The 23,382-nt window shown below is 57.8% G+C and carries 16 protein-coding genes; 8 read left to right on the top strand and 8 right to left on the bottom strand.

All coding sequences use genetic code 11. The features are described 5' to 3' along the window. Positions 1 to 127: 127 nt before the first annotated feature. From clpB to rluD, 3 genes are all read right to left on the bottom strand, one after another. Positions 128 to 2,695 carry an ATP-dependent chaperone ClpB gene (gene clpB, locus FZF01_RS11070; protein ID WP_150278246.1) on the bottom strand — a complete coding sequence of 856 codons (2,568 nt, stop codon included), beginning with the start codon at positions 2,693 to 2,695 and terminating at the stop codon, positions 128 to 130. 150 nt (positions 2,696 to 2,845) lie between these two features. Next, a complete protein-coding gene (pgeF, locus tag FZF01_RS11065; RefSeq protein ID WP_150278245.1) occupies positions 2,846 to 3,583 on the bottom strand; it encodes a peptidoglycan editing factor PgeF in 738 nt (245 codons plus the stop codon). Then, positions 3,580 to 4,539 (bottom strand): 23S rRNA pseudouridine(1911/1915/1917) synthase RluD, encoded by a 960-nt coding sequence (gene rluD, locus FZF01_RS11060; RefSeq protein ID WP_150278244.1) that lies wholly within the window; start codon positions 4,537 to 4,539, stop codon positions 3,580 to 3,582. Before rluD ends, pgeF begins: the two co-directional genes overlap by 4 nt. 195 nt (positions 4,540 to 4,734) lie before the next feature. On the opposite strand from rluD, the gene FZF01_RS11055 reads away from it, so the two are divergent. The 4 genes from FZF01_RS11055 to FZF01_RS11040 all read left to right on the top strand — a co-directional run bounded on the left by FZF01_RS11055 (position 4,735) and on the right by FZF01_RS11040 (position 9,113). Next, positions 4,735 to 5,733 (top strand): outer membrane protein assembly factor BamD, encoded by a 999-nt coding sequence (locus FZF01_RS11055; RefSeq protein ID WP_150278243.1) that lies wholly within the window; start codon positions 4,735 to 4,737, stop codon positions 5,731 to 5,733. 177 nt (positions 5,734 to 5,910) lie between these two features. Continuing rightward, complete coding sequence (locus tag FZF01_RS11050; protein WP_150278242.1) at positions 5,911 to 6,147, top strand: PP0621 family protein; 237 nt, start codon at positions 5,911 to 5,913, stop codon at positions 6,145 to 6,147. After that, a complete protein-coding gene (locus FZF01_RS11045) occupies positions 6,140 to 7,720 on the top strand; it encodes a two-component system sensor histidine kinase NtrB (protein WP_150278241.1) in 1,581 nt (526 codons plus the stop codon). The genes FZF01_RS11050 and FZF01_RS11045 overlap by 8 nt, the downstream gene beginning before the upstream one ends. A 34-nt stretch (positions 7,721 to 7,754) precedes the next feature. After that, positions 7,755 to 9,113: a sigma-54-dependent transcriptional regulator gene (locus FZF01_RS11040; RefSeq protein WP_150278240.1), complete on the top strand. Its 1,359-nt coding sequence runs from the start codon at positions 7,755 to 7,757 to the stop codon at positions 9,111 to 9,113. A gap of 2 nt (positions 9,114 to 9,115) precedes the next feature. Here FZF01_RS11040 and thiO read toward each other — a convergent pair whose 3' ends face one another. Beyond that, entirely contained in the window at positions 9,116 to 10,216 is a 1,101-nt protein-coding gene (gene thiO, locus FZF01_RS11035) for a glycine oxidase ThiO (RefSeq protein WP_150278239.1), read from the bottom strand. 208 nt (positions 10,217 to 10,424) lie between these two features. On the opposite strand from thiO, the gene mqo reads away from it, so the two are divergent. Beyond that, the gene (gene mqo, locus FZF01_RS11030) at positions 10,425 to 11,909 is read left to right on the top strand and encodes a malate dehydrogenase (quinone) (RefSeq protein ID WP_150278238.1); all 1,485 of its coding nucleotides are present in this window, start codon (positions 10,425 to 10,427) and stop codon (positions 11,907 to 11,909) included. A gap of 57 nt (positions 11,910 to 11,966) precedes the next feature. Here mqo and FZF01_RS11025 read toward each other — a convergent pair whose 3' ends face one another. The 3 genes from FZF01_RS11025 to FZF01_RS11015 form a co-directional block, all read right to left on the bottom strand. Continuing rightward, entirely contained in the window at positions 11,967 to 12,725 is a 759-nt protein-coding gene (locus FZF01_RS11025) for a substrate-binding periplasmic protein (protein WP_150278237.1), read from the bottom strand. A gap of 197 nt (positions 12,726 to 12,922) precedes the next feature. Beyond that, positions 12,923 to 14,179 carry a serine hydroxymethyltransferase gene (gene glyA, locus FZF01_RS11020; RefSeq protein WP_150278236.1) on the bottom strand — a complete coding sequence of 419 codons (1,257 nt, stop codon included), beginning with the start codon at positions 14,177 to 14,179 and terminating at the stop codon, positions 12,923 to 12,925. 126 nt (positions 14,180 to 14,305) lie between these two features. Further along, on the bottom strand, positions 14,306 to 18,166 hold the full coding sequence (locus tag FZF01_RS11015) for a bifunctional diguanylate cyclase/phosphodiesterase (protein ID WP_150278235.1): 3,861 nt from the start codon (positions 18,164 to 18,166) through the stop codon (positions 14,306 to 14,308). Positions 18,167 to 18,369: 203 nt separating this feature from the next. On the opposite strand from FZF01_RS11015, the gene ettA reads away from it, so the two are divergent. The 3 genes from ettA (at position 18,370) to FZF01_RS11000 (ending at position 21,908) form a co-directional block, all read left to right on the top strand. Continuing rightward, positions 18,370 to 20,034: an energy-dependent translational throttle protein EttA gene (ettA, locus tag FZF01_RS11010; protein ID WP_150278234.1), complete on the top strand. Its 1,665-nt coding sequence runs from the start codon at positions 18,370 to 18,372 to the stop codon at positions 20,032 to 20,034. Positions 20,035 to 20,158: 124 nt separating this feature from the next. Then, positions 20,159 to 21,496, top strand: coding sequence for an NADP-specific glutamate dehydrogenase (gene gdhA / locus FZF01_RS11005; RefSeq protein ID WP_150278233.1), 1,338 nt, complete (start codon positions 20,159 to 20,161; stop codon positions 21,494 to 21,496). Between the two features lie 55 nt (positions 21,497 to 21,551). Continuing rightward, complete coding sequence (locus tag FZF01_RS11000) at positions 21,552 to 21,908, top strand: PilZ domain-containing protein (RefSeq protein ID WP_150278232.1); 357 nt, start codon at positions 21,552 to 21,554, stop codon at positions 21,906 to 21,908. 8 nt (positions 21,909 to 21,916) lie between these two features. Here FZF01_RS11000 and radA read toward each other — a convergent pair whose 3' ends face one another. Further along, on the bottom strand, positions 21,917 to 23,296 hold the full coding sequence (gene radA, locus FZF01_RS10995) for a DNA repair protein RadA (protein WP_150278231.1): 1,380 nt from the start codon (positions 23,294 to 23,296) through the stop codon (positions 21,917 to 21,919). Positions 23,297 to 23,382 lie beyond the last annotated feature (86 nt).

Raw genomic sequence — 23,382 nt, 5'->3', positions numbered from 1 at the left:
AGCCCAAACTCCGCTGGCCCAGGTGGAACTGGGCCCTCCCGGCCCGGGAATGTCGAGTTCCATCTCGACAAAGGGGTTAACCCAGACTCCGTTTGCTCAGGTGGAAACCGACCTTCCCGGTCACTGCTCAGCCAGTAAACACAAACTCATCGTTTTCAACCTTGGCCTTGATGGTCACGCCCGGTTCGAAGTCACCGGCCAATATGCGCTGGGCCAGCGGGTTCTCGATCCAGCGTTGTATCGCCCGCTTGAGCGGCCGTGCGCCATAGACAGGGTCGTAGCCAACCGATATCAACTTTTCCAGGGCTTCGTCTGTCAGCTCCAGGCTCAACTCCCGCTCTGCCAGGCGGTCGCCAAGGCGTTGCATCTGGATGCCCGCAATACCTGCAATCTGATCCCTGCCCAGAGGCTCGAACACCACCACTTCATCAATCCGGTTGATGAACTCGGGGCGGAAATGCTGCCCGATCGCGTCCATCACTGCCGCGTGCTGTCCTTCGGGATCGCCGACCAGCTCCTGAATCTGCGCGGAGCCCAGGTTGGAGGTCATGACGATTACCGTATTGCGGAAATCCACAGTGCGGCCCTGGCTATCTGTCAGACGACCGTCCTCGAGCACCTGCAGCAATACGTTGAACACATCCGGGTGAGCTTTCTCGACCTCGTCCAGCAGGATCACGGAATACGGCTTGCGGCGCACTGCCTCGGTCAGGTAGCCCCCTTCCTCATAACCGACATAGCCCGGAGGCGCACCAATCAGTCGAGCCACGGAATGCTTCTCCATGAATTCGGACATGTCGATACGCACCATTGCCTCGTCGGTGTCGAACAAGAACTCGGCCAGCGCCTTGCACAGTTCGGTCTTGCCCACGCCGGTTGGCCCGAGGAACATGAAGGAGCCACTGGGCCGGTTCGGATCACTCAGACCGGCGCGGGAGCGACGTACCGCGTTGGATACGGCGACAACAGCTTCATGCTGGCCGATCACCCGCTTGTGCAGGCCCTCTTCCATGCGCAGCAACTTGTCGCGCTCGCCTTCGAGCATCTTCGAGACTGGAATACCGGTCCACTTGGAGACGACCTCGGCAATCTCCTCTTCGGTCACCTTGCTGCGCAGCAACTGATTCTCGGTGGGTCCGTGCTGCTCGGCCATCTGCTGGCTGCGCTCCAGATCGGGAATCACGCCGTATTGCAGTTCCGCCATGCGCGCCAGCTCACCCTTGCGCCGTGCAGCCTCGAGTTCCTGCCGGGCCTGCTCGATTTTTTCCTGGATCTGCGCGGTGCCCTGTACATCGGCTTTTTCCGACTTCCAGATCTCTTCCAGATCGGCGTATTCACGCTCCAGCCGGGCAATATCTTCCTTGAGTTTTTCCAGGCGCTTGAGTGCGGCTTCGTCGTCCTCCTTCTTCAAGGCTTCACGTTCGACCTTGAGCTGAATCAGGCGGCGCTCGAGACGATCGAGTACCTCCGGCTTGGAATCGATTTCCATACGGATACGACTGGCCGCTTCGTCGACCAGATCAATTGCCTTGTCCGGCAACTGCCGGTCGGTAATATAGCGATGGCTCAACTTGGCCGCGGCGATGATCGCACTGTCAGTGATAGCCACCTTGTGGTGCACCTCATAGCGCTCTTTCAGCCCTCGCAGGATCGCAATGGTGTCCTCTTCGCTCGGCTCGTCCACCTGCACTTTCTGGAAGCGGCGCTCCAGTGCGGCATCCTTTTCTATATATTTGCGATATTCATCCAGCGTGGTGGCGCCCACACAGTGCAGTTCACCGCGGGCCAGGGCGGGTTTGAGCATATTGCCCGCATCCATGGAGCCCTCGGCCTTACCGGCGCCGACCATGGTGTGCAGCTCATCGATAAACAGGATTACCCGACCTTCCTGCTTGGACAACTCGTTGAGCACAGACTTGAGCCGCTCCTCGAATTCGCCACGGAACTTGGCACCGGCAATCAGCGAACCCATATCCAGGGACAGCAAACGTTTGTCGCGCAGACCGTCAGGCACCTCGCCATTGATGATGCGCTGCGCCAGACCTTCAACAATCGCGGTCTTGCCCACGCCGGGCTCACCGATCAGCACCGGGTTATTCTTGGTCCGGCGCTGCAGTACCTGGATGGTCCGGCGGATTTCGTCATCACGACCGATCACCGGATCAAGCTTGCCTTCTTCGGCCTTGGCGGTCAGGTCGACGGTGTACTTGTCCAACGCCTGGCGCGACTCTTCGGCGTTCGGGTCATTGACCGACTCACCACCGCGCAGGTTGCTGATTGCCGTTTCAAGCGCCTTTTTGGAAACGCCCTGATCCAGCAGAATCTTGCCCAGCGTGGTATTGCTTTCCATCGCCGCGAGCAGTACCAGTTCACTGGATATGAACTGGTCGTTGCGCTGCTGCGCCAGACGGTCGGCCTGATTGAACAGACGCGCCATATCCTGGGAAAGATTGATGTCACCGGTGGGATTGCTGACTGTCGCAAGCTTGTCGAGAGCATCGTCCAGCGCCACACGCAGGGCGTTGGTATCAAAACCTACCTGGCGTAGCAAAGGTTTGATTGAGCCTTGCTGCTGATCAAGCAGGGCAAGCATCAGGTGCACCGGCTCGATCTGAGGATTATCACGGCCGACGGCCAGTGACTGGGCATCGGAGAGTGCCATCTGTAATTTGCTGGTAAATCGGTCGATTCGCATAGTATGTCCGTCCTTTACTTAAAGCGGCCGGCGATGCCTGGCAGCGTCATTTATTGAGTATGGACTTTTAATATGGACAGTAAGCGACGTTTCAAGGTGTAAAAGCTTGACCGGAGTCAATTTTTTGTCATTAAGCGCAAAAACTTGCCGCTATGACGCGTTTTCCAGCCAGATCATGGATACGAACCGCCCCGTCTGACCGTCGCGCCGGTAGGAAAAGAACTGGGTAGGATCATTAACGGTACAGTGCTCAGCGCCGTAAATACGCTCCACACCACAGGCTTCAAGGCGCTGACGGGCCAATGTGTAGATGTCAGCCAGATAGTGTTCAGAACGCTCGGAGGGCTCGAAGGCCTGTATCGCACTGGCATCAGCAGTGCGGAATGCCTCGAACACTTCCGGCCCGACCTCGAATGCCCGTGGACCAATCGCGGGTCCAAGCCAGGCCATAAGGTTATCTGGAGCTTCACCCATCGCGCCAACGGTGTTCTCCAGAACACCAGCTAGCAATCCGCGCCAGCCTGCGTGGGCTGCTGCCACGCGCGTACCAGCCTGATTGCACAGTAGCACTGGCAAACAATCGGCCGTCATTATGCTGCAGGCCACCCCCGGCTGCCCGGTCCAGCTTGCATCGGCTTCCATGACCCGCCCGGCATCAGCTTCCACCACAAGCGTACCGTGCACCTGCTTCAACCAGGCAGGCGCACAACCCAGCGATCGCTGCAATTCTGCCCGGTTGGCCGCTACGTGAGCCGGATCATCACCTACGTGATCACCCAGATTGAAGCCTTTCCATGGCCCCTGGCTGCAACCGCCCCGGCGGGTGGTGATGCAGGTTCTTACCTGCTCCGGGGCTGGCCATTGGGCCTGAAGCGCAGTAAAGCTCATTCGGCAAGCTCACCATCTTCGCGCAGCAGTGCGAGCAAGTTCAGCATGTCTGCGGGCAAAGGCACTTCCCAGCTCATGGTTCGTCCATCGTCGGGATGCTGCAGCTCCAGGCGCCGTGCATGCAACGCCTGACGAGGAAAGCCACGCAGGGTTTCAATCAGCTCCGGAGTCGCGCCAGCTGGAATGCGCATGCGCCCGCCATATGTCTGATCGCCAATCAGTGGGAAATGGATATAACTCATATGCACGCGGATTTGGTGAGTACGCCCGGTCTCCAGCTTCACCCGCACATGGGTATGCGCTCGAAAGCGCGTGATGACACGGTAATGACTCACTGCCTGCTTGCCACCCACCATCACCGCCATCTTCTGCCGGTTGGTGCCATGCCTGGCAATGGGCTCGTCGACCTTACCGCCGGCGGTCATCACGCCTACCACTACAGCCTCGTATTCGCGCGTCACCGATCGCGCTTGCAGTTGCGCTACCAGGTCGGTCTGCGCTTCCAGTGTCTTGGCAACCACCATCAAACCGGTAGTGTCCTTGTCCAGGCGATGCACAATACCCGCACGCGGCACCTTGGCCAGTTCCGGTGCATGGTGCAGCAATGCGTTCAACAGCGTACCGTCCTGGTGCCCTGCAGCGGGATGAACCACCAACCCGGCTGGCTTGTTAATCACCATCAGCGCCTGATCTTCATAGATGACGTCCAGCGCGATGGCTTCAGGTTGCCAGTCGCCCTGCACTTCACGTTCAGCATCCAGGACCAGTTTTTCGCCGCCGTAGACGGTATCTCTGGGGCGCACACTGCGGCCATCCATGGTCAGACATCCATCCTTGATCCACGCCTGCAGCCGTGAGCGGGAGAAATCGGGAAACAGCTGGGCAGCCACCTGGTCAAGGCGCTGGCCGCCACTTTCGGGGGCAACTGACGCGGTCATGCTGATACGATCGGACATTCGGGACTCACTGGAGGGCGCACTGGGCGCTTTGACGGCGACGCAATCCTATTTTGGAATCAGCGATGCGCTGTGGTTAAATACGGCTTCTTTACAGGTACCAACCGGCTTGGCCGGCTACCTGAATACAGGATTCAACTATAACAGGACGGCTGTCGAGGCAACAGCGCACGGTCGTCCATCCGGGTATCACATATGTCGATGAAACACTTTCTGCTGGTCGGTCTGCTCGCGCTCATTTCAGCATGCGCATCCAACCAGGTACTGGACGAATCTCTCAGCGAATCAGAGCTCTACCTGCTGGCCCAACAGGATCTGGACGCCAATAGCTATGGCGCGGCAGTGGAAAAACTGCGCGCACTCGAGTCACGCTATCCTTTCGGCCGCTTTGCCCAGCAGGCGCAGCTGGAATTGATATACGCCTATTACGAGAACATGGAGCCGGAGGCAGCCAAGTCATCGGCGGACCGTTTCATCCGCCTGCATCCCCAGCATCCGAATGTGGATTACGCCTATTACATGCGAGGAATGACCTCCTTTACCCGTGACCGGGGCATATTCGAGCGCTTTCTCCCGCTGGACATGACCCGTCGTGATCCTGGCGCGGCGCGTGACTCCTTCAATGAGTTCGCTCAGTTGGTAAGCCGCTATCCGGACAGCCGTTATGCTCCAGACGCGCGCTTGCGGATGGTCTATCTGCGTAACCTGCTGGCTGCCTACGACGTCAATGTGGCGCATTACTACCTCAAGCGTCAGGCTAACGTAGCCGCCGCAAATCGGGGTCGGTACGTGGTTGAGAATTTCCAGCAGACCCCAGCCGTAGCCGATGGCCTGGCAGTCATGGTCGAGGCCTATCAACGCCTTGCCATGCCGGATCTGGCAGAGACCTCACTGCAAGTGCTGCGGGCCAACTACCCGGAACACCCCAGCCTTGATGGAGACAGCTTCCGCCACCACGTGGAGCCTGCCAAGCGTGAACGCGGCATGTTCACCACCATGGCTGGAGATCTGATGGGCAAGGTCATGACTCCGCCCTCACGCAACGCCGGCACGCAAATGGAGCGCGAGATGCAGCAGCAGTATCTGCAGGCACTCGACGCCCTGCCCCGTGAAATACGCGCGCCCGCACAAAGCGAGGAAGAAAAGCAGGGTCGCTCGATCTGGAGCCGCATCACATTCGGTCTGTTCGATTAAATAGAATCCCCTCTCCGGCCAGAGTCTGCTGATGCGGACCTGGCCACGATTCGTTATTGACCTGCGCAAGTCTCCGCACATCCTTCATACCCGCCTGAAACTTGAACAACCGGCCCATACTTTGGCGCCGGACATGCATGAGCTACACTAGTCCCTCATTTTGCTGGGGGCATGATCATGGGGCTGTTCAAACTGCTGGTGCTCGCGATTGTCGTCTTTGCCGGGCTGACTCTGTGGCGTCGTTTGCAGGCCAGGAACGCCGGACGCAGTACCCGCACACCAGGCATTAACACACCCGAGCCAATGGTCAGGTGCAAAGAGTGTCGGGTGCACATCCCGGCAGATAAGGCGCTACGCAGCAAAGACGACTGGTATTGCTGCGCCGAGCATCGCGACACCCATACCCATGAGTGATCAGGCAGACTCCCAAAGACCCCGGATATTACGACTTTACAACCTTTACCGGGTCGTTCTGGGCTTCTGTCTGGCATTGCTGACCAATACAGCTGCCCGCGATGGGCTTCTGCAATTAAGTAATCCACAGCTCTACGAAATTGCCAGCTGGATCTATCTTCTGGTCAATGTGTTGATCGCAGTATTGCTCCATCGGGGCCGCCGCGATCTGCATCTGTTCCTGGTATCAGTGCTGGACATCTTCCTGCTGGGTATCATTTTTTATGCCGCGGGGGGGCCGGGAAGCGGCTTTGGCAACCTGCTGCTCATTCCAGTGGCGATCGGCAATATCCTGCTGCATGGGCGTATTGGCCTGCTGTTGGCCGCACTGGCAAGCCTGGCAATCATTTACCTGACGTTCTATCTGACGCTGTCCTACCCCGGTGTCAGCCAGGGCTATTTGCAGGTCGGCGTACTGGGCTGCATCTACTTTGCCGTGGCGATGTTCGTGCAACGCCTCAGCCGACGCCTGCGTCAATCCGAAAGCCTGGCACAGCAGCAGGCGGCGAGTCTGGCGAGCCTGGAAAAAGTCAATCAACTGATCATCCACCGTATGCGTACCGGGATCATAGTGGTGGGCACGCACAACAAGGTGCTGCAGGCCAATGAAGCGGCTGCGCAGATGCTGGGCAAGCCAATCATTCGTGGCATGAACATAGAGGAACTGGCTATCGGTCTGGCGCAACGGCTGCGCCAATGGGAGGAGACACCGTCAATCAGAGCCATGCCTTTTCATAACCACAGCGGTGGCACTGAGATAATGGCCAACTTCAAACCACTGGCAACCGACAGCGAAGAGACGGTGCTGATATTCCTGGATGACAACACCCAGATAGCACAGCAGGCTCAGCAGCTGAAGCTCGCCTCGCTGGGTCGTCTTACCGCCAGCATCGCCCATGAGATTCGTAACCCACTGGGGGCTATCAGTCACGCCGCGCAGCTGCTTGGCGAGTCCGGGGAGCTCCCAGCCGCCGACCACCGGCTGACTGAAATCATCCAGCAGCACTCAAAGCGTATGAACAAAGTTATCGAGACGGTCCTGGAGCTTTCCCGCAGGCGACCAAGCGAGCCCCAACTGGTTGATCTGGGGCTGTGGCTTGAACAGTTCGTTGCCGATTTTTCAGCCGGGAGTCCGCAAGAAGACCGGCTGGAGCTCGACATTGCCGGACCAGGTATCCAGACCCGCGTAGACCCCTATCAGCTTAGCCAGGTACTGGATAACCTTTGCCGTAACGCCCTGCGTTACACCGATACCGCGAGCCCGTACAAAACCATCTGGCTGCGGCTTTACCTGCAGGCAGACTCGGAACTGCCGACGCTGGAGGTAATAGATCACGGTCCGGGCATTGCCGAGGAACATGTTCCGCATATTTTCGAGCCGTTCTACACCACCCACGCCAGCGGCACCGGACTGGGCCTGTATATCTCCAGAGAACTGTGCGAGAGCAATCAGGCTCGCCTGGAGTTTGAACCCATGTTGCCGCGCGGCTGCTGCATGCGAATAACCTTTGCGCATCCGAAGCGCCTCTTATAATCGATCACAAGCCCCAGAAATCAGGATTCAAACAATGGTGCAGACATCAAGCCCCCTGGTCCTTATCATCGATGACGAGCCGGACATACTCGAGCTACTGGATTTGACGCTGCAACGCATGCAGCTCGAAACCCGCAGTGCCACCACTATGGCGCAGGCCATGCAGCTGCTGGCGAGTACAAACTTTGATTTGTGTCTGACCGACATGCGCTTGCCTGATGGGGACGGGCTGACGGTCGTGCGGCATATCCAGCAGAATCATCCCCAGACCCCGGTAGCCATGATTACTGCTTACGGCAGCCTGGATACCGCCATCAGTGCGCTCAAGGCGGGCGCGTTTGACTTTTTGACCAAGCCTGTGGACCTGCAGCGCCTGCGTGAGCTGGTCAACAGTGCGCTGCGCCTCAACCAGACCCAGGCCCCCGCGCTGTCCGATGAAGCACCAGATCCGATTCTGGGCTGTTCCCCACCGATCGAGCAACTGCGCAAACGTATCACCAAGCTGGCCCGTAGCCAGGCACCGCTATACATCAGTGGCGAATCAGGCAGCGGCAAAGAGCTGGTGGCCCGGCGCATCCATGCGCTGAGCTCCCGCTCACAGGCGCCCTTCGTTCCGGTCAATTGTGGCGCCATTCCCTCCGAGCTGATGGAGAGCGAGTTTTTCGGCCACCGCAAGGGCAGCTTCACTGGCGCAGTCGCAGACAAGCCAGGGCTTTTTCAGGCTGCAGGAGGTGGCACTCTGTTTCTTGACGAAGTGGCAGACCTGCCCATGGCCATGCAGGTCAAACTACTGCGCGCAATCCAGGAGAAATCGGTCAGGCCTGTAGGCACCCAGCAGGAAGAGTCAGTCGATGTACGTTTGCTCTGTGCCACCCACAAGGACCTGGCTGCAGAAGTAGCCGAGGGCCGCTTTCGCCAGGACCTGTTCTATCGCATAAACGTGATCGAACTCAGCGTACCCCCGTTGCGCGAGAGGCGTGAAGATATTCCCCTACTGACCCAGCACATACTTGCCCGGCTCGCCAAACGGAACCAGATGCCGATTCCGCATATCGGCGCACCGACGATGGAGCGGCTGACCAGCTATCGCTTCCCGGGTAACGTGCGAGAACTGGAGAACATTCTCGAGCGCGCATTCACGCTGAGCGAGGGAGCGGTTATCGAAACGGACGACATCCATATTTCCGCCTGCCCTACCGCCGCATCGTCACAGGCCACGCCTTCACTGGGGGATATCGGCTCGCTGGAAGACTACCTCGACAATATTGAACGCAATGCGATCACCCAGGCACTTGAAGAAACACGCTGGAACAAGACCGCAGCGGCAAAACGCCTGGGCCTGACATTCCGCTCGCTGCGTTACCGCCTGAAAAAACTGGGTCTGGACGACTGATCTCAGCGTATGCCGATACGTCCCTCGATGCGGTAAGGTTCCGCAGACATCTCCGGCGTTTTACCGGTCATCAGATCGACAAGCAAACGACAGGACGCGGGCGCCAATACCAGACCATTACGGAAATGCCCCGTATTGAGCCAGAGGCCTTCGATGCCGGGTACCTCGCCAATAAACGGAATACCGTCCGGCGAACCTGGCCGCAAACCCGCCCACTGGACAACCGGCTGCATCTCGGCCAGAGCCGGCAGCAAGCCATGGGCAGAAGCACGTAGCGATTCCAGCGCCTGCGCAGTAGTGCTGGTGTCATAACCCGCATATTCCAATGTACTGCCTATCAGAATATGGCCATCACGGCGTGGAATGGCATAACGGCTCTCGTTCAACACCATGCTTGGCAACCAGCCAGGCGCAGCCTTGTAAAGCAACATTTGACCTTTCACCGGCTCGACTGCCAGCTCCATGCCCAGATCTCCAAGCCAGTCACCACTCCAGGCCCCTGCCGCCACCACGACTGCATCTGCTGCCTGTTCTCCGCGGGAATGGGCAACGCCTTTCACCTTGCCACCCTCAACCTTCAGACCGGTAGCCAGAGTGTCTTCCAACAAGGTGAATTCCGGAAACTGCAATAAGCGTTTTTTCAACGCCGCCATTAGTCGCGGATTGCGCACGTTGGCCAACTGCGGATGCCAAATGCCTCGGGTAAAGCCCGGAGCCAGGTCCGAAACCTGCTGGTAGATAAAGTCGCTGTCGACAGCCGTGAGAGGGCTACGTTGTTCGGTGGCCCAAGCCAGGGCTGCGTCCTGCTCGGCATGGTCAAGCCAGATAAGACCGCATTCGGTGTATTCGGGGTCGACACCTGTCCGCTGGTGCAGTTGCTGGCACAACCGGGAGTAATGCGCCTGAGACCACTCGGCCAGCGCGCTAATAGCCTGACTGTACCGCCAGGGATAAAGCGGCGTCACTATGCCACCCCCCGCCCATGAGGCCTCCTGGCCTGTACTCCCGCGCTCGAGCAGACATACCTGCCTACCGTTATCCAGAAGCTCCAGCGCCGTCAGGCAGCCCATCACCCCGCCGCCAATCACAACCACCTGCTGCATAGACCACTCCCCCGGTTTGCCAATGGACAAGAAGCTGGCAGCTTAAACCAGTGGGTGACTCACAGTCTTGACCCGGGACAGGGAATCTTTGACTGCAAGGTGTTGCAGAACCTGGTTCTGAGACTTTTTGACTATGGCGGTCTTGTGTTACTCGCGTCGATAAAACGGTACTATGACCGCTGATTTTTTAGTATGAGGCGGCATGTTAATGACAGCAAAAAACGTAGACGTATTGCTGGTCGGCGGTGGCGTCATGAGCGCCACACTGGGAATGTTGCTCAAACAGCTGGACCCGGCAATGACCATTACCCTGGTCGAGCGCCTGGACCACGTAGCCCACGAAAGCACGGATGGCTGGAACAATGCGGGTACCGGCCATGCCGGATACTGTGAGCTGAACTACACCCCAGAAGATCAGGATGGCAGTATAAGTATCAACCGGGCCCTGGATATCAACGCGTCCTTCGAGGTGACTCTGCAGTTCTGGTCATACCTTGTCGAACAGGGGCTCTTGCCTGCGCCATCAAGCTTTATCAACACAACCGCGCATCAGAGCTTCGTCTGGGGCGACAAAGATGTCGAGTATCTGCGCAAGCGCCATAAACTTCTCAGCGCTCATCACCTGTTCGCCGAAATGCAGTTTAGCGATAAGGCCGAGGAAATCAGCCAGTGGATGCCCTTGGTGATGCAAGAACGTGAGTCCGGCCAGACTTTTGCCGCCACCCGCGTTGAGCACGGGTCGGATGTCGATTTCGGCTCCCTTACTCGCAGCATGATCAGCCATCTCAAAGATACCGAGAACTTCGATCTGCTGCTCAAGCACTCTGTACAGAGTCTGAAAAAGAGCAAGCGTGGTCACTGGCGGGTGGAGCTGGAAGACGAAAATACCGGTGAAGAAAAAACCCTCAATGCCAAGTTCGTTTTCCTTGGCGCAGGCGGTGGCTCTCTACCCCTGCTGCAGAAGTCTCACATCGACGAAAGCCAGGGTTACGGCGGTTTTCCAGTCAGCGGCCAATGGCTGGTGTGCAGAAAGCCGGAAATCGTCAAACAGCACAGCTCCAAGGTGTATGGCAAGGCTCCGGTTGGCGCACCGCCGATGTCGGTCCCGCATCTGGATACCCGGATCATCAACGGTGAACCAGCACTGCTATTTGGCCCCTTCGCCGGCTTTACCACCAAGTTCCTCAAGAAGGGCTCGGTCTTTGATCTGTTCTCCTCGGTCAAACGCTACAACGTGGCGCCGATGATGGCGGTAGGCCGGGACAATATGGATCTGACCCGCTACCTGATAGCAGAGTCATTCCAGTCTCATGAGGACAGGGTCGAATCACTCCGCAACTTCTTCCCCCAAGCAAGCCAGGCTGACTGGAAGCTGCAGGATGCAGGTATGCGTGTGCAGATTATCAAGAAAGACGCCAAAGGCCATGGCAAGCTGGAATTCGGTACCGAGATAGTTGCAGCCAAGGATGGCACGCTGGCCGCTTTGCTGGGTGCTTCTCCGGGAGCCTCCACGGCCGTTCAGGCAATGATCAACGTACTCGAGCGCTGCTTCAAGGACCGCCTTGTCAGTCCCGAATGGCAAGCGCGCATGAAAGAACTGGTGCCCTCATATGGTCAATCACTGATCAATGACGCGGACCTGCTCAAACAGGTGCGTAACCGCACCTTGAGTACGCTGCAGCTGAAACGCTAAGCCCCCTTGCGCCGTCGCCATATGGCAGCGGCGCAAAGGTATGCACACACCTGCTGACTATTGGCGCGTCACTTCAAGATCGACTCCCTGAAGCGCCAGCTCATCGTAGGCACGATCAAGGTCCGCTTTGAGTTCCGGCGCAAAGCCTGACTCTTGCGACAAAATGAAACGCATTGGCTGTTCAGCCATCTGCACCGACGGCAACGGCGCAATCCCCAACTGCCGTGTCGCCGCATCAACCTGTACCTGGTAATCCAGAAGATAATCGCCCCTACCCTTGAGCAGCATCTGCACCGCACCGATGTGGGAAATGCTGGTCACCTGTTCAAGGCCCAGCTCAGGGTCACGCAATGTGTCTAGCAACGAGGTCACGTAGGTATAGTTGGTAATCAGGATCACGCGTTTTCCGGCAAGCGCACCAGGCAACTCGGGCTCAGACTCGCCTGGTCGATAATACAGATCGATTCCTACCTGACCCAAATCCCTGTCGGTCATTAACGTGTGCTCTTTCAGAGCCGGTTTATTGAGAATGCCTGGCCACAGATGGACTCCGCCACTTTCCAGGCCCCGCCAGATACGCGCAGCGGGCATGATACGAATGTCCGCGCGGTAGCCGGCCTGCTCGAGCAGCATGCGTGTCAGGACCACCGTCTTGCCAACAGCTTCGCCCGCCTCGTTCAGCTCACTGAAGCCCGGGAAGGACATGATGCCGACCCGGACCACAGGTTTTTCTTGCAGCTCACCCATTTCGACCTGGGCTCGTGCGTCACCAATACCTGCTCCCAGGACAAAAATGACGGCCAGCATTAACTTCATTGACCTTACCCCACCGCCCCCAACAAACAGCCCAGTAACAATCGTTGACTTGTACTGGCATCTCTATCGAAATGGTAACAAAGTGTGCCGTAAAAACAACGCCATTAATTTGCTACCCAATCAATTCAGGTAGACAAGGCACGCAATAAAAAGCCCCCGAAGTCAGAGACCCGGGGGCTTTCTCGATCCGTCGGCAATCAGTCGCCGTAAACTGGCAGTCGCTTGCAGATGGCCTTGACCTGATCACTGACGCGTTCAATCACGTTTTCGTCAGCGATATTCTCCAGCACATCACAGATCCAGCCCGCGAGCTCACGGCAGTCCGCTTCCTGGAAGCCACGCGTTGTCACAGCCGGCGTACCAATCCGCAAGCCAGAGGTTACAAAGGGCGAACGAGGATCGTTAGGCACCGCGTTCTTGTTCACCGTAATATGCGCACGCCCCAGCGCCGCATCTGCATCCTTACCGGTGATGTCCTGCTTGATCAGCGACAACAGGAACAAGTGGTTTTCAGTGCCACCGGAAATAACATCAAAACCGCGCCCAATGAACACGTCAGCCATGGCCTTGGCGTTCTTGATTACCTGTTGCTGGTACGTCTTGAATTCCGGGCTCATGGCCTCCTTGAAGCAGATCGCCTTGGCGGCAATCACGTGCATCAGCGGGCCGCCCTGGCCACCGGGGAATACGGCGGAATTGAACTTCTTTTCCAGCGCTTCGTTGGCACGCGCCAGAATCAGTCCGCCGCGCGGACCGCGCAGTGTCTTGTGCGTAGTAGTAGTCACCACGTCAGCGAAGGGCACCGGGTTGGGGTAAACGCCCGCGGCCACAAGACCAGCAATGTGTGCCATGTCGACGAACAGATAGGCACCCACCTTGTCGGCGATTTCACGGAAGCGCGGGAAATCAAGCACCTGGGAATACGCCGAGAAGCCGGCAATGATCATCTTCGGTTTGTGTTCAACCGCCAGTGCTTCAACTTCATCATAATCAATCAGGCCCGTATCGGTATTGATACCGTATTGCACTGCATTGTAATGCTTGCCGGAGAAGTTGACAGAGGCTCCATGGGTCAGGTGGCCCCCGTGGGCAAGACTCATGCCCAGTACAGTGTCGCCCGGCGTCAGCAATGCCTGGAACACGGCGCTATTGGCCTGAGACCCGGCATGGGGTTGGACGTTCGCGTAATCCGCACCAAACAGCTCCTTGGCACGATCGATGGCCAGTTGCTCGGCGATGTCGACATACTCGCAACCACCGTAATAACGCTTGCCGGGGTAGCCCTCTGCGTACTTGTTGGTCAGCACAGAACCCTGTGCCTGCATCACCGCGGGGCTGGTGTAGTTTTCGGAAGCAATCAGTTCGATGTGGTCTTCCTGACGCACGACTTCCTGCTGCATGGCAGCCCAGAGCTCGGGATCGAAGGTAGCGATATCGGTGGAACGGCTAAACATGGCACAGCCCCCTACAAGGAAGATCAAATAAGGGCGGCATTTTAACTCAAGGAGACAGCCGTGGCACATGAAAAGCGCTCAAGCACACAACAAAATCGTTTCAAGAGCGTTGTGAACGCATTTGCCCTAAGGCGGCCCATGCAAATACTGCGACTCCAGGTCTTTGGCTGGCATGGGTCGCCCGAGCAGAAAGCCCTGCGCTTCGTCACACTGAAAGCCCACCAGCAGTGACAGCTGTTCACGGGTTTCGACACCCTCAGCAATCACTCGCAGCTGCAGACTGCGGCCCATCGCCACAATGGCCTGGGCCAGCAATGTATCACGGCTGTCATCATGCATGGCCTGAATAAAAGAGCGGTCAATCTTCAGCGTGTCGATCGGAAAATCCTTGAGATAATTCAGTGAAGAGTAGCCTGTACCAAAGTCGTCCACCGCAATCGCCACGCCGAGCGCTTTCAACGCAGCGAGCGTCTGCATGGTTTCCTCCACATCCTGCAGCAGCACACTTTCTGTCAGTTCCAGCTCGATCGAGGACGGTTCAAGCCGGTAGCGCTCCAAAACCTCTCCCACCTGAGTCGCCAGGTGGCCGTCGGTGAACTGACGGGCGGACAGGTTGATGGATAGCCGAGGCAGGGGGCAACCGGCATCCCGCCAGGCAGCCATCTGGCGACAGGCACGATCCATCACCCAGTCGCCCAGCGCACCTATCAAACCGATTTCCTCGGCTATAGGCACGAATACAGCGGGTGAAATGGCCCCCCGCTCGGCGTGTGTCCAGCGCAACAGCGCCTCCGCACCCGTCAGCCGACCGCTCACACAGTCGAACTGGGGCTGATAGTAAAGTTGCAGCAAGTCATCCTGTAATGCGTGGCGCAGGTCACTTTCCAGACTGACCCGCTCCAGGGCACGGGCGTTCATGTCTGCCTGATAGAACTGGAAGGTGTCCTTGCCGATGGATTTGGCATGGTACATGGCGGTGTCTGCGTTCTTTAGCAGCGCATTGGGCTCAACCCCATCCTGCGGGTAGAGCGCCAGACCGATACTGGCGCTGATGAAAAACTCGCGCTCCTGCAATACAAAGGCAGGTGCCAGCACAGCAAGCACTTTCTCTGCCACGTGGATGGCAGCCGCCATGGCTTTTTCCCGATTCTCCTGACCAACCAGCAAGATGGTAAATTCGTCCCCACCCATGCGAGCTACCGTGTCGCTATCACGCACACAGTCGCTGAGGCGACGCGCCACTTCCCTGAGCATCTGGTCACCGGCAGCATGCCCCAACGTATCGTTGATCGGCTTAAAGCGGTCCAGATCCAGAAACAGCACCACAACCCATTCATCACGGCGTTCAGCGAGCTGCAGTGCCGTTCCTATCCGATCCTGGAACAGGGTACGGTTGGGCAAACCGGTCAGCGCGTCATAATAGGCAAGGGTTTCAATCCGAGCTTCGTTGGCCTTGCGCTCGCTGATATCGACGAAGAAACACACATAGCTGACCAGGTCGCCTTCATTGTCCTGCACGGCAGTTATGCCAGCCCATGATGGGAATTTTTCACCGCTCTTGCGACGCATCCATATCTCACCCTCCCAGCGCCCCTGCTCTCGCAAAATACCGAGCACTTCGGGATAGAACAGCTCTTCCTGAACGCGCCAAGCGAGCATCTCGGGAGTGTGATCAATAATCTGCTCTGCTGCGAAACCGGTTATCTGAATGAAGTTTTCATTGACCTGCACAACGTAGCCGGCCGGATCCATTACAAGGATGGCGCCGGTGGTATTCTCGAAAACCGTCGCCGCCATCCGCAGCCGGTTTTCCGTGCGCCGCTGCTCGGTTATGTCGCGGGCAATACCCAGTATCCCCAGAAAACGGCCTTCCCCGTCCCACATCAGGGATAGACGCACTTCTGTCGGGCATTTATGACCATCTGCCTTTATGCAATCCACGGTTGTCTGGCGATGGTATCCCTCGGCCCTCAATCTCTGGGCCTTCTCGGGGCTATCCAGGCGGGGTGCCAGTTCGCGCAGGACCGAGCTGATGAAGCGGTTGTATGAGTGCCCCGCGACCACCTGACTGAAACCGGTTTCGATCAGCTCCTCGGGCTTGTAGCCAAGCATGCGGGTAACCGACGGGCTGATGTAGTCAAGTCGAAAGCTGGTATCGGTTGCCCAGATGACATCGCTGATATTCTCGGCCAGCAACCGGTAACGCTGCTCGCTGGTGCGAAGCTGCTGGGTAGCCATCGTCTGTTCGTGTATGTCACGCACTACCCCGATAATCTGACGGACCTTGCCATCGGGCAGCCGGGAGAGAACTTTCACCCGCAAACTGTGCCAGCGCCAGCTGCCATCAATATGCCGCCAGCGCAATCGAGTTTCATGCACCGTATCGTCTGCCAGCACCTGCTGCAGATTCCGACTGACCTGCATCTGCTCAATATCGTCGGGATGCAGTAAACGATCCCGGTAATCAGCATCAAGCACCCGTTCATCTGATTCGTCGTAGCCAAGCAGCTGCGCCAGTGACCGATTGCTGTAAACGAACTTCTGCCGCTGCATGTCCTTGATGAACACTACATCCGGCACCGCCTTCACTACCCCGGCCCAGTAGCGCTCGCGCTCTATCATGGACAACTCTACCCGCCGCCGTGTGCTGATATCGCTCAGACTAACGGTAACTGCATGATAATCCTCGGCGTTTTCCGGCAAGCGCATTATCACCCAGGCATGCCGTACCTTGCCTGAGGGCACCAATATGGGCGTTTCGAATTCAAGACGCGGAGTCCGGTTGACGACTGCCAGAATGACCTTGTACCGCGCCGACTCCAAGCGAACCTTTTCCTCGCGCTGAAGGACGCTTTCCACGCCCTCGACCGAGCTCTGACCAGTCAGATCCAACGCTACCTGGTTGGCATCAACCACTTTCAAGTTGCCGAAAATTTCCGAGTGACGCTGGGGATTGGCGTCCAGCCAGGCGTCCAGACTCGCCTGATTGTAGATCCCCTCGCGAAGCAGCCAGCCCCGCAGCGCTGACAGGTCGAGTTGGCACAGCGCCATGCCGACACCCTGGAAAATATCCTGATAACGCCGCTCGCTATCCTCAACGTGGGCAAAGGTGGCCTGGTTGTGCGCGAGCAGGGCCTGGTTGACCCGGCGCATTCTCGCCACCGTCCAGACGACCACAAGCAGAACCAGAATGAACCCGATTACCAGCAAGACCTTCAACCGCACAACCTGCCCCATTCTCTGCAGGTAATAACCAGGCTCGATCAGACCTCGCACTTGCCAGAGCGTGCCCGCTACCGGAGCACTGACAACAACTTGGCTGCGCTCAGCAGCAGTCATCGCCATGTTGTCCAGATAGACTAGATGATCGCCCTCCTGCCGGGCCAGAACACGGGCGTGTCCGGCGTCCTCAAGCAGCCAGGAATAACCTTGTGCAGGCTGTGCAGAAACCAGGGAGGATATGTCTCGATCCTCAACCTCGAGCAACCAGAACTGACCGGCGCTCTTGCTCACGATTGACCAGTAAAGCACTCCTCGATCCAGATCCGAATCGAGCGCAAAAGAATAGCCGCTCATATTCAGACCCCGTACCGAAGGCATCCAGGGCGGTATTATGTCGCCTGCGGGATTACCCGGTGTTACCCGGGTAATCCCGCGCAAACCCGGTAGCAGCCTTGCCGCAGAATCTACAGCCAGAGCTGGGCTGTCTGAGTACATATTGTCCAGCAACTCCGACAGCGCAAGCGACTTGACCTCCAGATTAAGGCCTATCTGGCTGGCTGTCAGCCAAACCGACTCCTCAACCTGAATCTGGTGCTGATGACGCAGCAGACGAAAGTCCTGCCAGGCTTGCCAAACCATGAGTATCGCCAGCAGGACGCCAGCCACCGCCACCAGCAGGATGCCGGCATTGACCGGCAAGCCTTGAGCTGGGCCCGCGGTAACTGCGGGCTTGGATCCTTCGACGATATTTTTGTGATTATTCAAAAGGCCCAACTTTGTGCAACAGTGTGTTCGTCAATTATGCTATCACAGGCAGCAGACCCAGATGCAGTGCAAAGCGGCGCGCACGAGCGAGGCAAATTTGCCCTGAAAGCCCAGTTGGGCTAGCCTTGCGGGCAATTTCGCAGCCCCGAGAGGCTACTGCGAACCAGCACCGATCCACTTCTCAAATTCAGGTTTTGCGCACCATGGCTCAATACGTATACAGCATGCATAGGGTCGGCAAGGTCGTCCCGCCGAAAAACCGCATCCTCAAGGACATTTCCCTGTCCTTTTTCCCCGGCGCCAAGATCGGCGTCCTGGGTCTGAACGGCTCCGGTAAATCTACTCTCCTGCGCATCATGGCGGGCGTAGATACCGAAATCGAGGGCGAAGCTCGCCCAATGCCCGGCATCAAGATCGGCTATTTACCCCAGGAGCCGGAAGTTGATCCAGCGAAAACCGTTCGTGAAATAGTCGAGGAAGCGGTCAGCGAAATCAAGGATGCCCAGGCACGCCTGGACGAAGTTTATGCTGCCTACGCCGAGCCGGATGCGGATTTCGATGCGCTAGCAGCCGAGCAGGCAAAGCTGGAAGCGGTACTCCAGGCGGGTGACGGCCACAACCTTGACCGTCAACTGGAAGTCGCCGCCGACGCACTGCGTCTGCCACCATGGGATGCGAAAATCGAGCATCTATCCGGTGGCGAGAAACGCCGTGTTGCCCTGTGCCGGTTGTTGCTCTCCGCCCCTGACATGCTGCTGCTCGACGAGCCAACCAACCATCTGGATGCCGACTCCGTCGCCTGGCTGGAGCAGTTTCTGCACAATTTCTCCGGCACCGTAGTGGCGGTCACCCACGATCGCTACTTCCTCGACAACGTGGCTGGCTGGATCCTGGAGCTCGACCGCGGCCATGGCATTCCCTTTGAAGGCAACTACTCACAGTGGCTCGAATCCAAGGCAACCCGCCTGGCCCAGGAATCCAAGCAGGAGTCTTCCCACGCCAAGGCCATGAAGGCCGAGCTGGAGTGGGTACGTCAGGGGGCCAAGGGCCGTCAGGCAAAATCCAAGGCGCGCATGCAGCGCTTCGAGGAGCTGCAGTCGCAGGAATTCCAGAAACGCAGCGAAACCAACGAGATCTACATTCCCGCCGGTCCCCGACTGGGCGACAAGGTCATTGAATTCAACAGCGTGAGCAAGGGGTACGGTGATCGCGTTTTGATCGACGACCTGAGTTTTGCAGTACCCAAGGGTGCGATTATCGGTGTGATCGGTGGTAACGGCGCCGGCAAGTCCACCCTGTTCCGGATGATCACTGGGAAGGAGCAACCTGACAGCGGCAACATCGATATCGGTGAAACGGTCGAGATTGCCAGCGTTGACCAGAGTCGAGACGAACTGGATGGCAAGAAGACTGTCTGGGAGCAGGTCTCCGACGGCTTCGACATGATCAAGGTGGGTAACTATGAAGTGCCCTCCAGGGGTTATGTAGGGCGTTTCAATTTCAAGGGCGCCGATCAACAGAAGTTCGTCAAGGATCTGTCCGGTGGTGAGCGTGGACGCCTGCACATGGCGCTGACACTCAAGAAAGGCGCCAACGTGTTGTTACTCGACGAACCTTCCAACGATCTTGACGTAGAAACCCTGCGTGCACTGGAAGAGGCTCTGCTCGACTTCCCCGGCTCTGCCATAGTTATCTCTCACGATCGCTGGTTCCTCGATCGTATCGCCACACATATCCTCTCCTACGAGGATGAAGGGAAGGTCACCTTCTTCGAGGGTAACTACACCGAGTTCGAAGCCGACCGCAAGAAGCGTCTTGGCGAAGCTGCCGCCCAACCTCATCGGGTACGCTACAAGAAGCTGGCCTGAGCTCAGGCAGGCTGCCGGCTTTCTGCCGGCAGCCCCCCTCCTTTTGTTGCCAGGTGTTTACTGCGGCCAATGGCCCCGATTGCTCTGCTAGAGTCTTGGCATTCATAAAATCCAAGAGGCCGGCATGAGTCAGACCCTGAGCGAGTACATAAAGGAAATGCAGCAACGCGATGAGGATCAGCCGGAGTTTCATCAGGCAGTGGAAGAGGTTCTCACCAGTCTCTGGCCCATGCTGGAAGAAAATCCCGAATATTTCGATAACGGCATTATCGATCGCCTCATAGAGCCCGAGCGCACCATCATCTTCCGCGTTCCCTGGGTAGACGATGCGGGGAAAGTGCGGGTCAACCGTGGCTATCGGGTGCAGATGAACAGCGCTATCGGCCCATACAAGGGAGGGCTGCGTTTTCATCCTTCGGTGGACCTGGGAGTGTTGAAGTTTCTCGCCTTCGAGCAGGTTTTCAAGAATGCGCTTACCACTCTGCCGCTTGGCGGCGGCAAGGGCGGTGCAGACTTCGACCCAAAGGGTAGAAGCAACGGCGAGATCATGCGTTTCTGCCAGTCGTTCATGACTGAGCTATCACGCCATATCGGCGAGGACCTTGATGTCCCAGCTGGCGATATCGGCGTCGGCCCACGGGAGATAGGCTATCTCTATGGTCAGTATCGTCGCCTGAGCAATCGCAACACCTCCGCACTCTCTGGCAAGGGCCTGAGCTACGGCGGTAGCCTGTTGCGCACCGAAGCGACCGGCTACGGGGTCGTGTATTTCACGCAAAGGATGCTCAACACCAGGAGCATAGGCATCGAGGGGCAACGCATTGCAGTTTCCGGTGCAGGGAACGTCGCCCAACACGTCGTTTACAAACTGCTGCAGCTCGGCGGTATCGTTGTGTCAATGTCCGACTCCACCGGCACGTTGCACAGCCCCGACGGATTGACGGACGATCAATGGCAAGCGATCGTGGAGCTGAAAAACAGCAAGGGCGGTAGTTTCAAGGATCTGGACCAGCACAACGGCCTGCATTTTCTGGAGAAGCAAACTCCCTGGCACCTTGAATGCGATATTGCCATTCCCTGCGCTACGCAGAACGAGCTGAATGGCGACGATGCCCGCACACTACTCGACAACGGGTGCCAGTGCGTGACTGAAGGAGCAAACATGCCCTCGACCAATGAAGCCGTCGAGGCTTTCCAGCAGGCACGCATCCTGTTTGGCCCCGGCAAGGCAGCCAACGCCGGCGGAGTTGCCGTGAGCGGACTGGAAATGGCGCAGAATGCGATGCACCTGCACTGGAATGCGAAGAAAATAGATGAACGCCTGCAGGAAATAATGAGCTGCATTCATGAGTCATGCGTGGAATACGGCAAGCAACAGGATCATATCGACTACGTGAAAGGCGCCAATCTGGCGGGGTTTGCCAAGGTAGCTGAGGCAATGCTTGCGCAGGGAGTGATCTGACAATGCAAATTGCAGCTATAGTGGAGGGTACACGTATCATGCCAAGGCAACAGCCATGAGTGACGACCGCCGCCGTTTTACCCGCGTCCCCTTTGACGCACAAACCAGTCTGCGCCAGGACGGTGTAGATATCGATGTTCAATTGGTCGATTTGTCGCTGCACGGGCTACTGGTGCTCGAACCCAAGGACTGGGCGAGCCTCAGCAACACTGGCCAGTTCGATGCCGTCATCGAGCTGGCAGAAGGGAGCCAGATACGCATGGACGTGCACCTGGCCCACGCAGAGGAAGGCTTGCTGGGATTCGAGTGCGATTACATTGATCTGGACTCGATCAGCCATCTCAAACGCCTGGTTGCGCTCAATACGGGTGACGAAAAACTACTGGAGAGAGAGCTCGCCGGCCTGCTCTGACCCCTCTGTCAGTCGAAAATAGCCGATAACGCTTCATCAAGCCGCGTTACGGCTACCACCTGCATGCCCTTGGGACTCTCTTTCGGTGCATTCGCCTTGGGCACTATGGCGCGGGTGAAACCGTGCTTGGCCGCCTCCTTCAATCGTTCCTGCCCACTGGGCACCGGCCGAATCTCCCCTGACAAACCCAGCTCACCGAACACCATCAGATCCATGGGCAGCGGACGGTTACGCAGGCTCGACATGACCGCAGCCAGCAATGCCAGATCGACCGCAGTCTCCAGCACCTTGACGCCGCCCACCACATTAACGAAGACGTCCTGATCATAGGTAGCTACGCCGCCATGCCGATGCAGTACGGCTAGCAGCATGGCCAGCCGGTTCTGGTCCAGACCCAGGGTCACCCGCCGCGGGTTGCCCAGGTGAGAGGTGTCAACCAGGGCTTGAACTTCCACCAGCATGGGCCGGGAGCCTTCCCATGTGGACATCACCACGCTGCCGGGGATGGGCGTGTCGTAGCGCGAGAGAAAAATCGCCGAGGGATTTGAAACCTCCTTCAGGCCCTTGTCGGTCATTGCAAATACGCCCAGCTCGTTGACCGCCCCGAAACGGTTCTTGACCGCCCGCAGCATGCGCAGGCGCCCATCGGATTCGCCTTCGAAGTACAGTACCGTGTCTACCATGTGCTCGAGTACCCGCGGCCCCGCCAGGGAGCCCTCCTTGGTCACATGCCCCACCAGAAAGATCGCCGTCCCGCTCTGCTTGGCATAACGCACCAGAAGCGCCGCACTTTCCCGCACCTGGGCAACGCCCCCGGGGGCCGATTGCAACTGTTCGGTAAAGATCGTCTGGATGGAATCCACCACCATCACCCGGGGTTTCTCCACCCGCGCTGTGGCAATAATGCTTTCGATACAGGTTTCGGTCATTACCCGCAGACGTTCCTCTGGCAGACCCAGACGTCTGGCGCGCATAGCCACCTGCTGCTGCGACTCCTCACCGGTTACATACAAGGCTGGCATAGTCTCGGCGAGTTGACACAAGGTTTGTAACAGGATTGTCGATTTGCCGATACCCGGGTCGCCGCCTATGAGTACGACCGACCCCGACACCAGGCCACCCCCCAGCACGCGATCAAGCTCGGAGGATCCGCTGGGCTGCCGGGGCACTTCTTCAGTGGACACCTCTGCCAGCGTCCGCACCTGCGCAGCCTGCCCAGCCCAGTGGCCGCTCCGCCCGGTTGCTGGACCAGTTCCACCTGTTGGCGTGGTGTCCACCACCGTTTCCACCAGCGTATTCCACGCCTGACACTCACCACACTGCCCCGCCCACTTGGAAAATGTCGCGCCACACTCGGTGCAACCATATATGCGCTTGTTTTTTGCCATAGAGCTCCCCGGGGACGGAACAAAGATGCTATTTTCAAAACAGATGGGCGTGTCGTTAAGCCGTCCGGCCTGACAGGCCAATGGCC

The organism is Halopseudomonas salina (assembly GCF_008641105.1).
Note: the sequence above shows the minus strand (reverse complement) of the source record. Positions and strands in the feature narration are given on the sequence as shown.

What these genes read in the sequence shown, in the direction of transcription:
- pgeF (WP_150278245.1), bottom strand. Translation starts at nt 3,583, where the DNA reads ATGAGCTTTACTGCGCTTCAGGCCCAATGGCCAGCCCCGGAGCAGGTA.
- FZF01_RS11000 (WP_150278232.1), top strand. Translation starts at nt 21,552, where the DNA reads ATGAGTGACGACCGCCGCCGTTTTACCCGCGTCCCCTTTGACGCACAA.
- FZF01_RS11055 (WP_150278243.1), top strand. Translation starts at nt 4,735, where the DNA reads ATGTCGATGAAACACTTTCTGCTGGTCGGTCTGCTCGCGCTCATTTCA.
- gdhA (WP_150278233.1), top strand. Translation starts at nt 20,159, where the DNA reads ATGAGTCAGACCCTGAGCGAGTACATAAAGGAAATGCAGCAACGCGAT.
- FZF01_RS11040 (WP_150278240.1), top strand. Translation starts at nt 7,755, where the DNA reads ATGGTGCAGACATCAAGCCCCCTGGTCCTTATCATCGATGACGAGCCG.
- FZF01_RS11050 (WP_150278242.1), top strand. Translation starts at nt 5,911, where the DNA reads ATGGGGCTGTTCAAACTGCTGGTGCTCGCGATTGTCGTCTTTGCCGGG.
- clpB (WP_150278246.1), bottom strand. Translation starts at nt 2,695, where the DNA reads ATGCGAATCGACCGATTTACCAGCAAATTACAGATGGCACTCTCCGAT.
- thiO (WP_150278239.1), bottom strand. Translation starts at nt 10,216, where the DNA reads ATGCAGCAGGTGGTTGTGATTGGCGGCGGGGTGATGGGCTGCCTGACG.
- FZF01_RS11025 (WP_150278237.1), bottom strand. Translation starts at nt 12,725, where the DNA reads ATGAAGTTAATGCTGGCCGTCATTTTTGTCCTGGGAGCAGGTATTGGT.
- ettA (WP_150278234.1), top strand. Translation starts at nt 18,370, where the DNA reads ATGGCTCAATACGTATACAGCATGCATAGGGTCGGCAAGGTCGTCCCG.
- glyA (WP_150278236.1), bottom strand. Translation starts at nt 14,179, where the DNA reads ATGTTTAGCCGTTCCACCGATATCGCTACCTTCGATCCCGAGCTCTGG.
- FZF01_RS11045 (WP_150278241.1), top strand. Translation starts at nt 6,140, where the DNA reads ATGAGTGATCAGGCAGACTCCCAAAGACCCCGGATATTACGACTTTAC.
- mqo (WP_150278238.1), top strand. Translation starts at nt 10,425, where the DNA reads ATGACAGCAAAAAACGTAGACGTATTGCTGGTCGGCGGTGGCGTCATG.
- radA (WP_150278231.1), bottom strand. Translation starts at nt 23,296, where the DNA reads ATGGCAAAAAACAAGCGCATATATGGTTGCACCGAGTGTGGCGCGACA.
- rluD (WP_150278244.1), bottom strand. Translation starts at nt 4,539, where the DNA reads ATGTCCGATCGTATCAGCATGACCGCGTCAGTTGCCCCCGAAAGTGGC.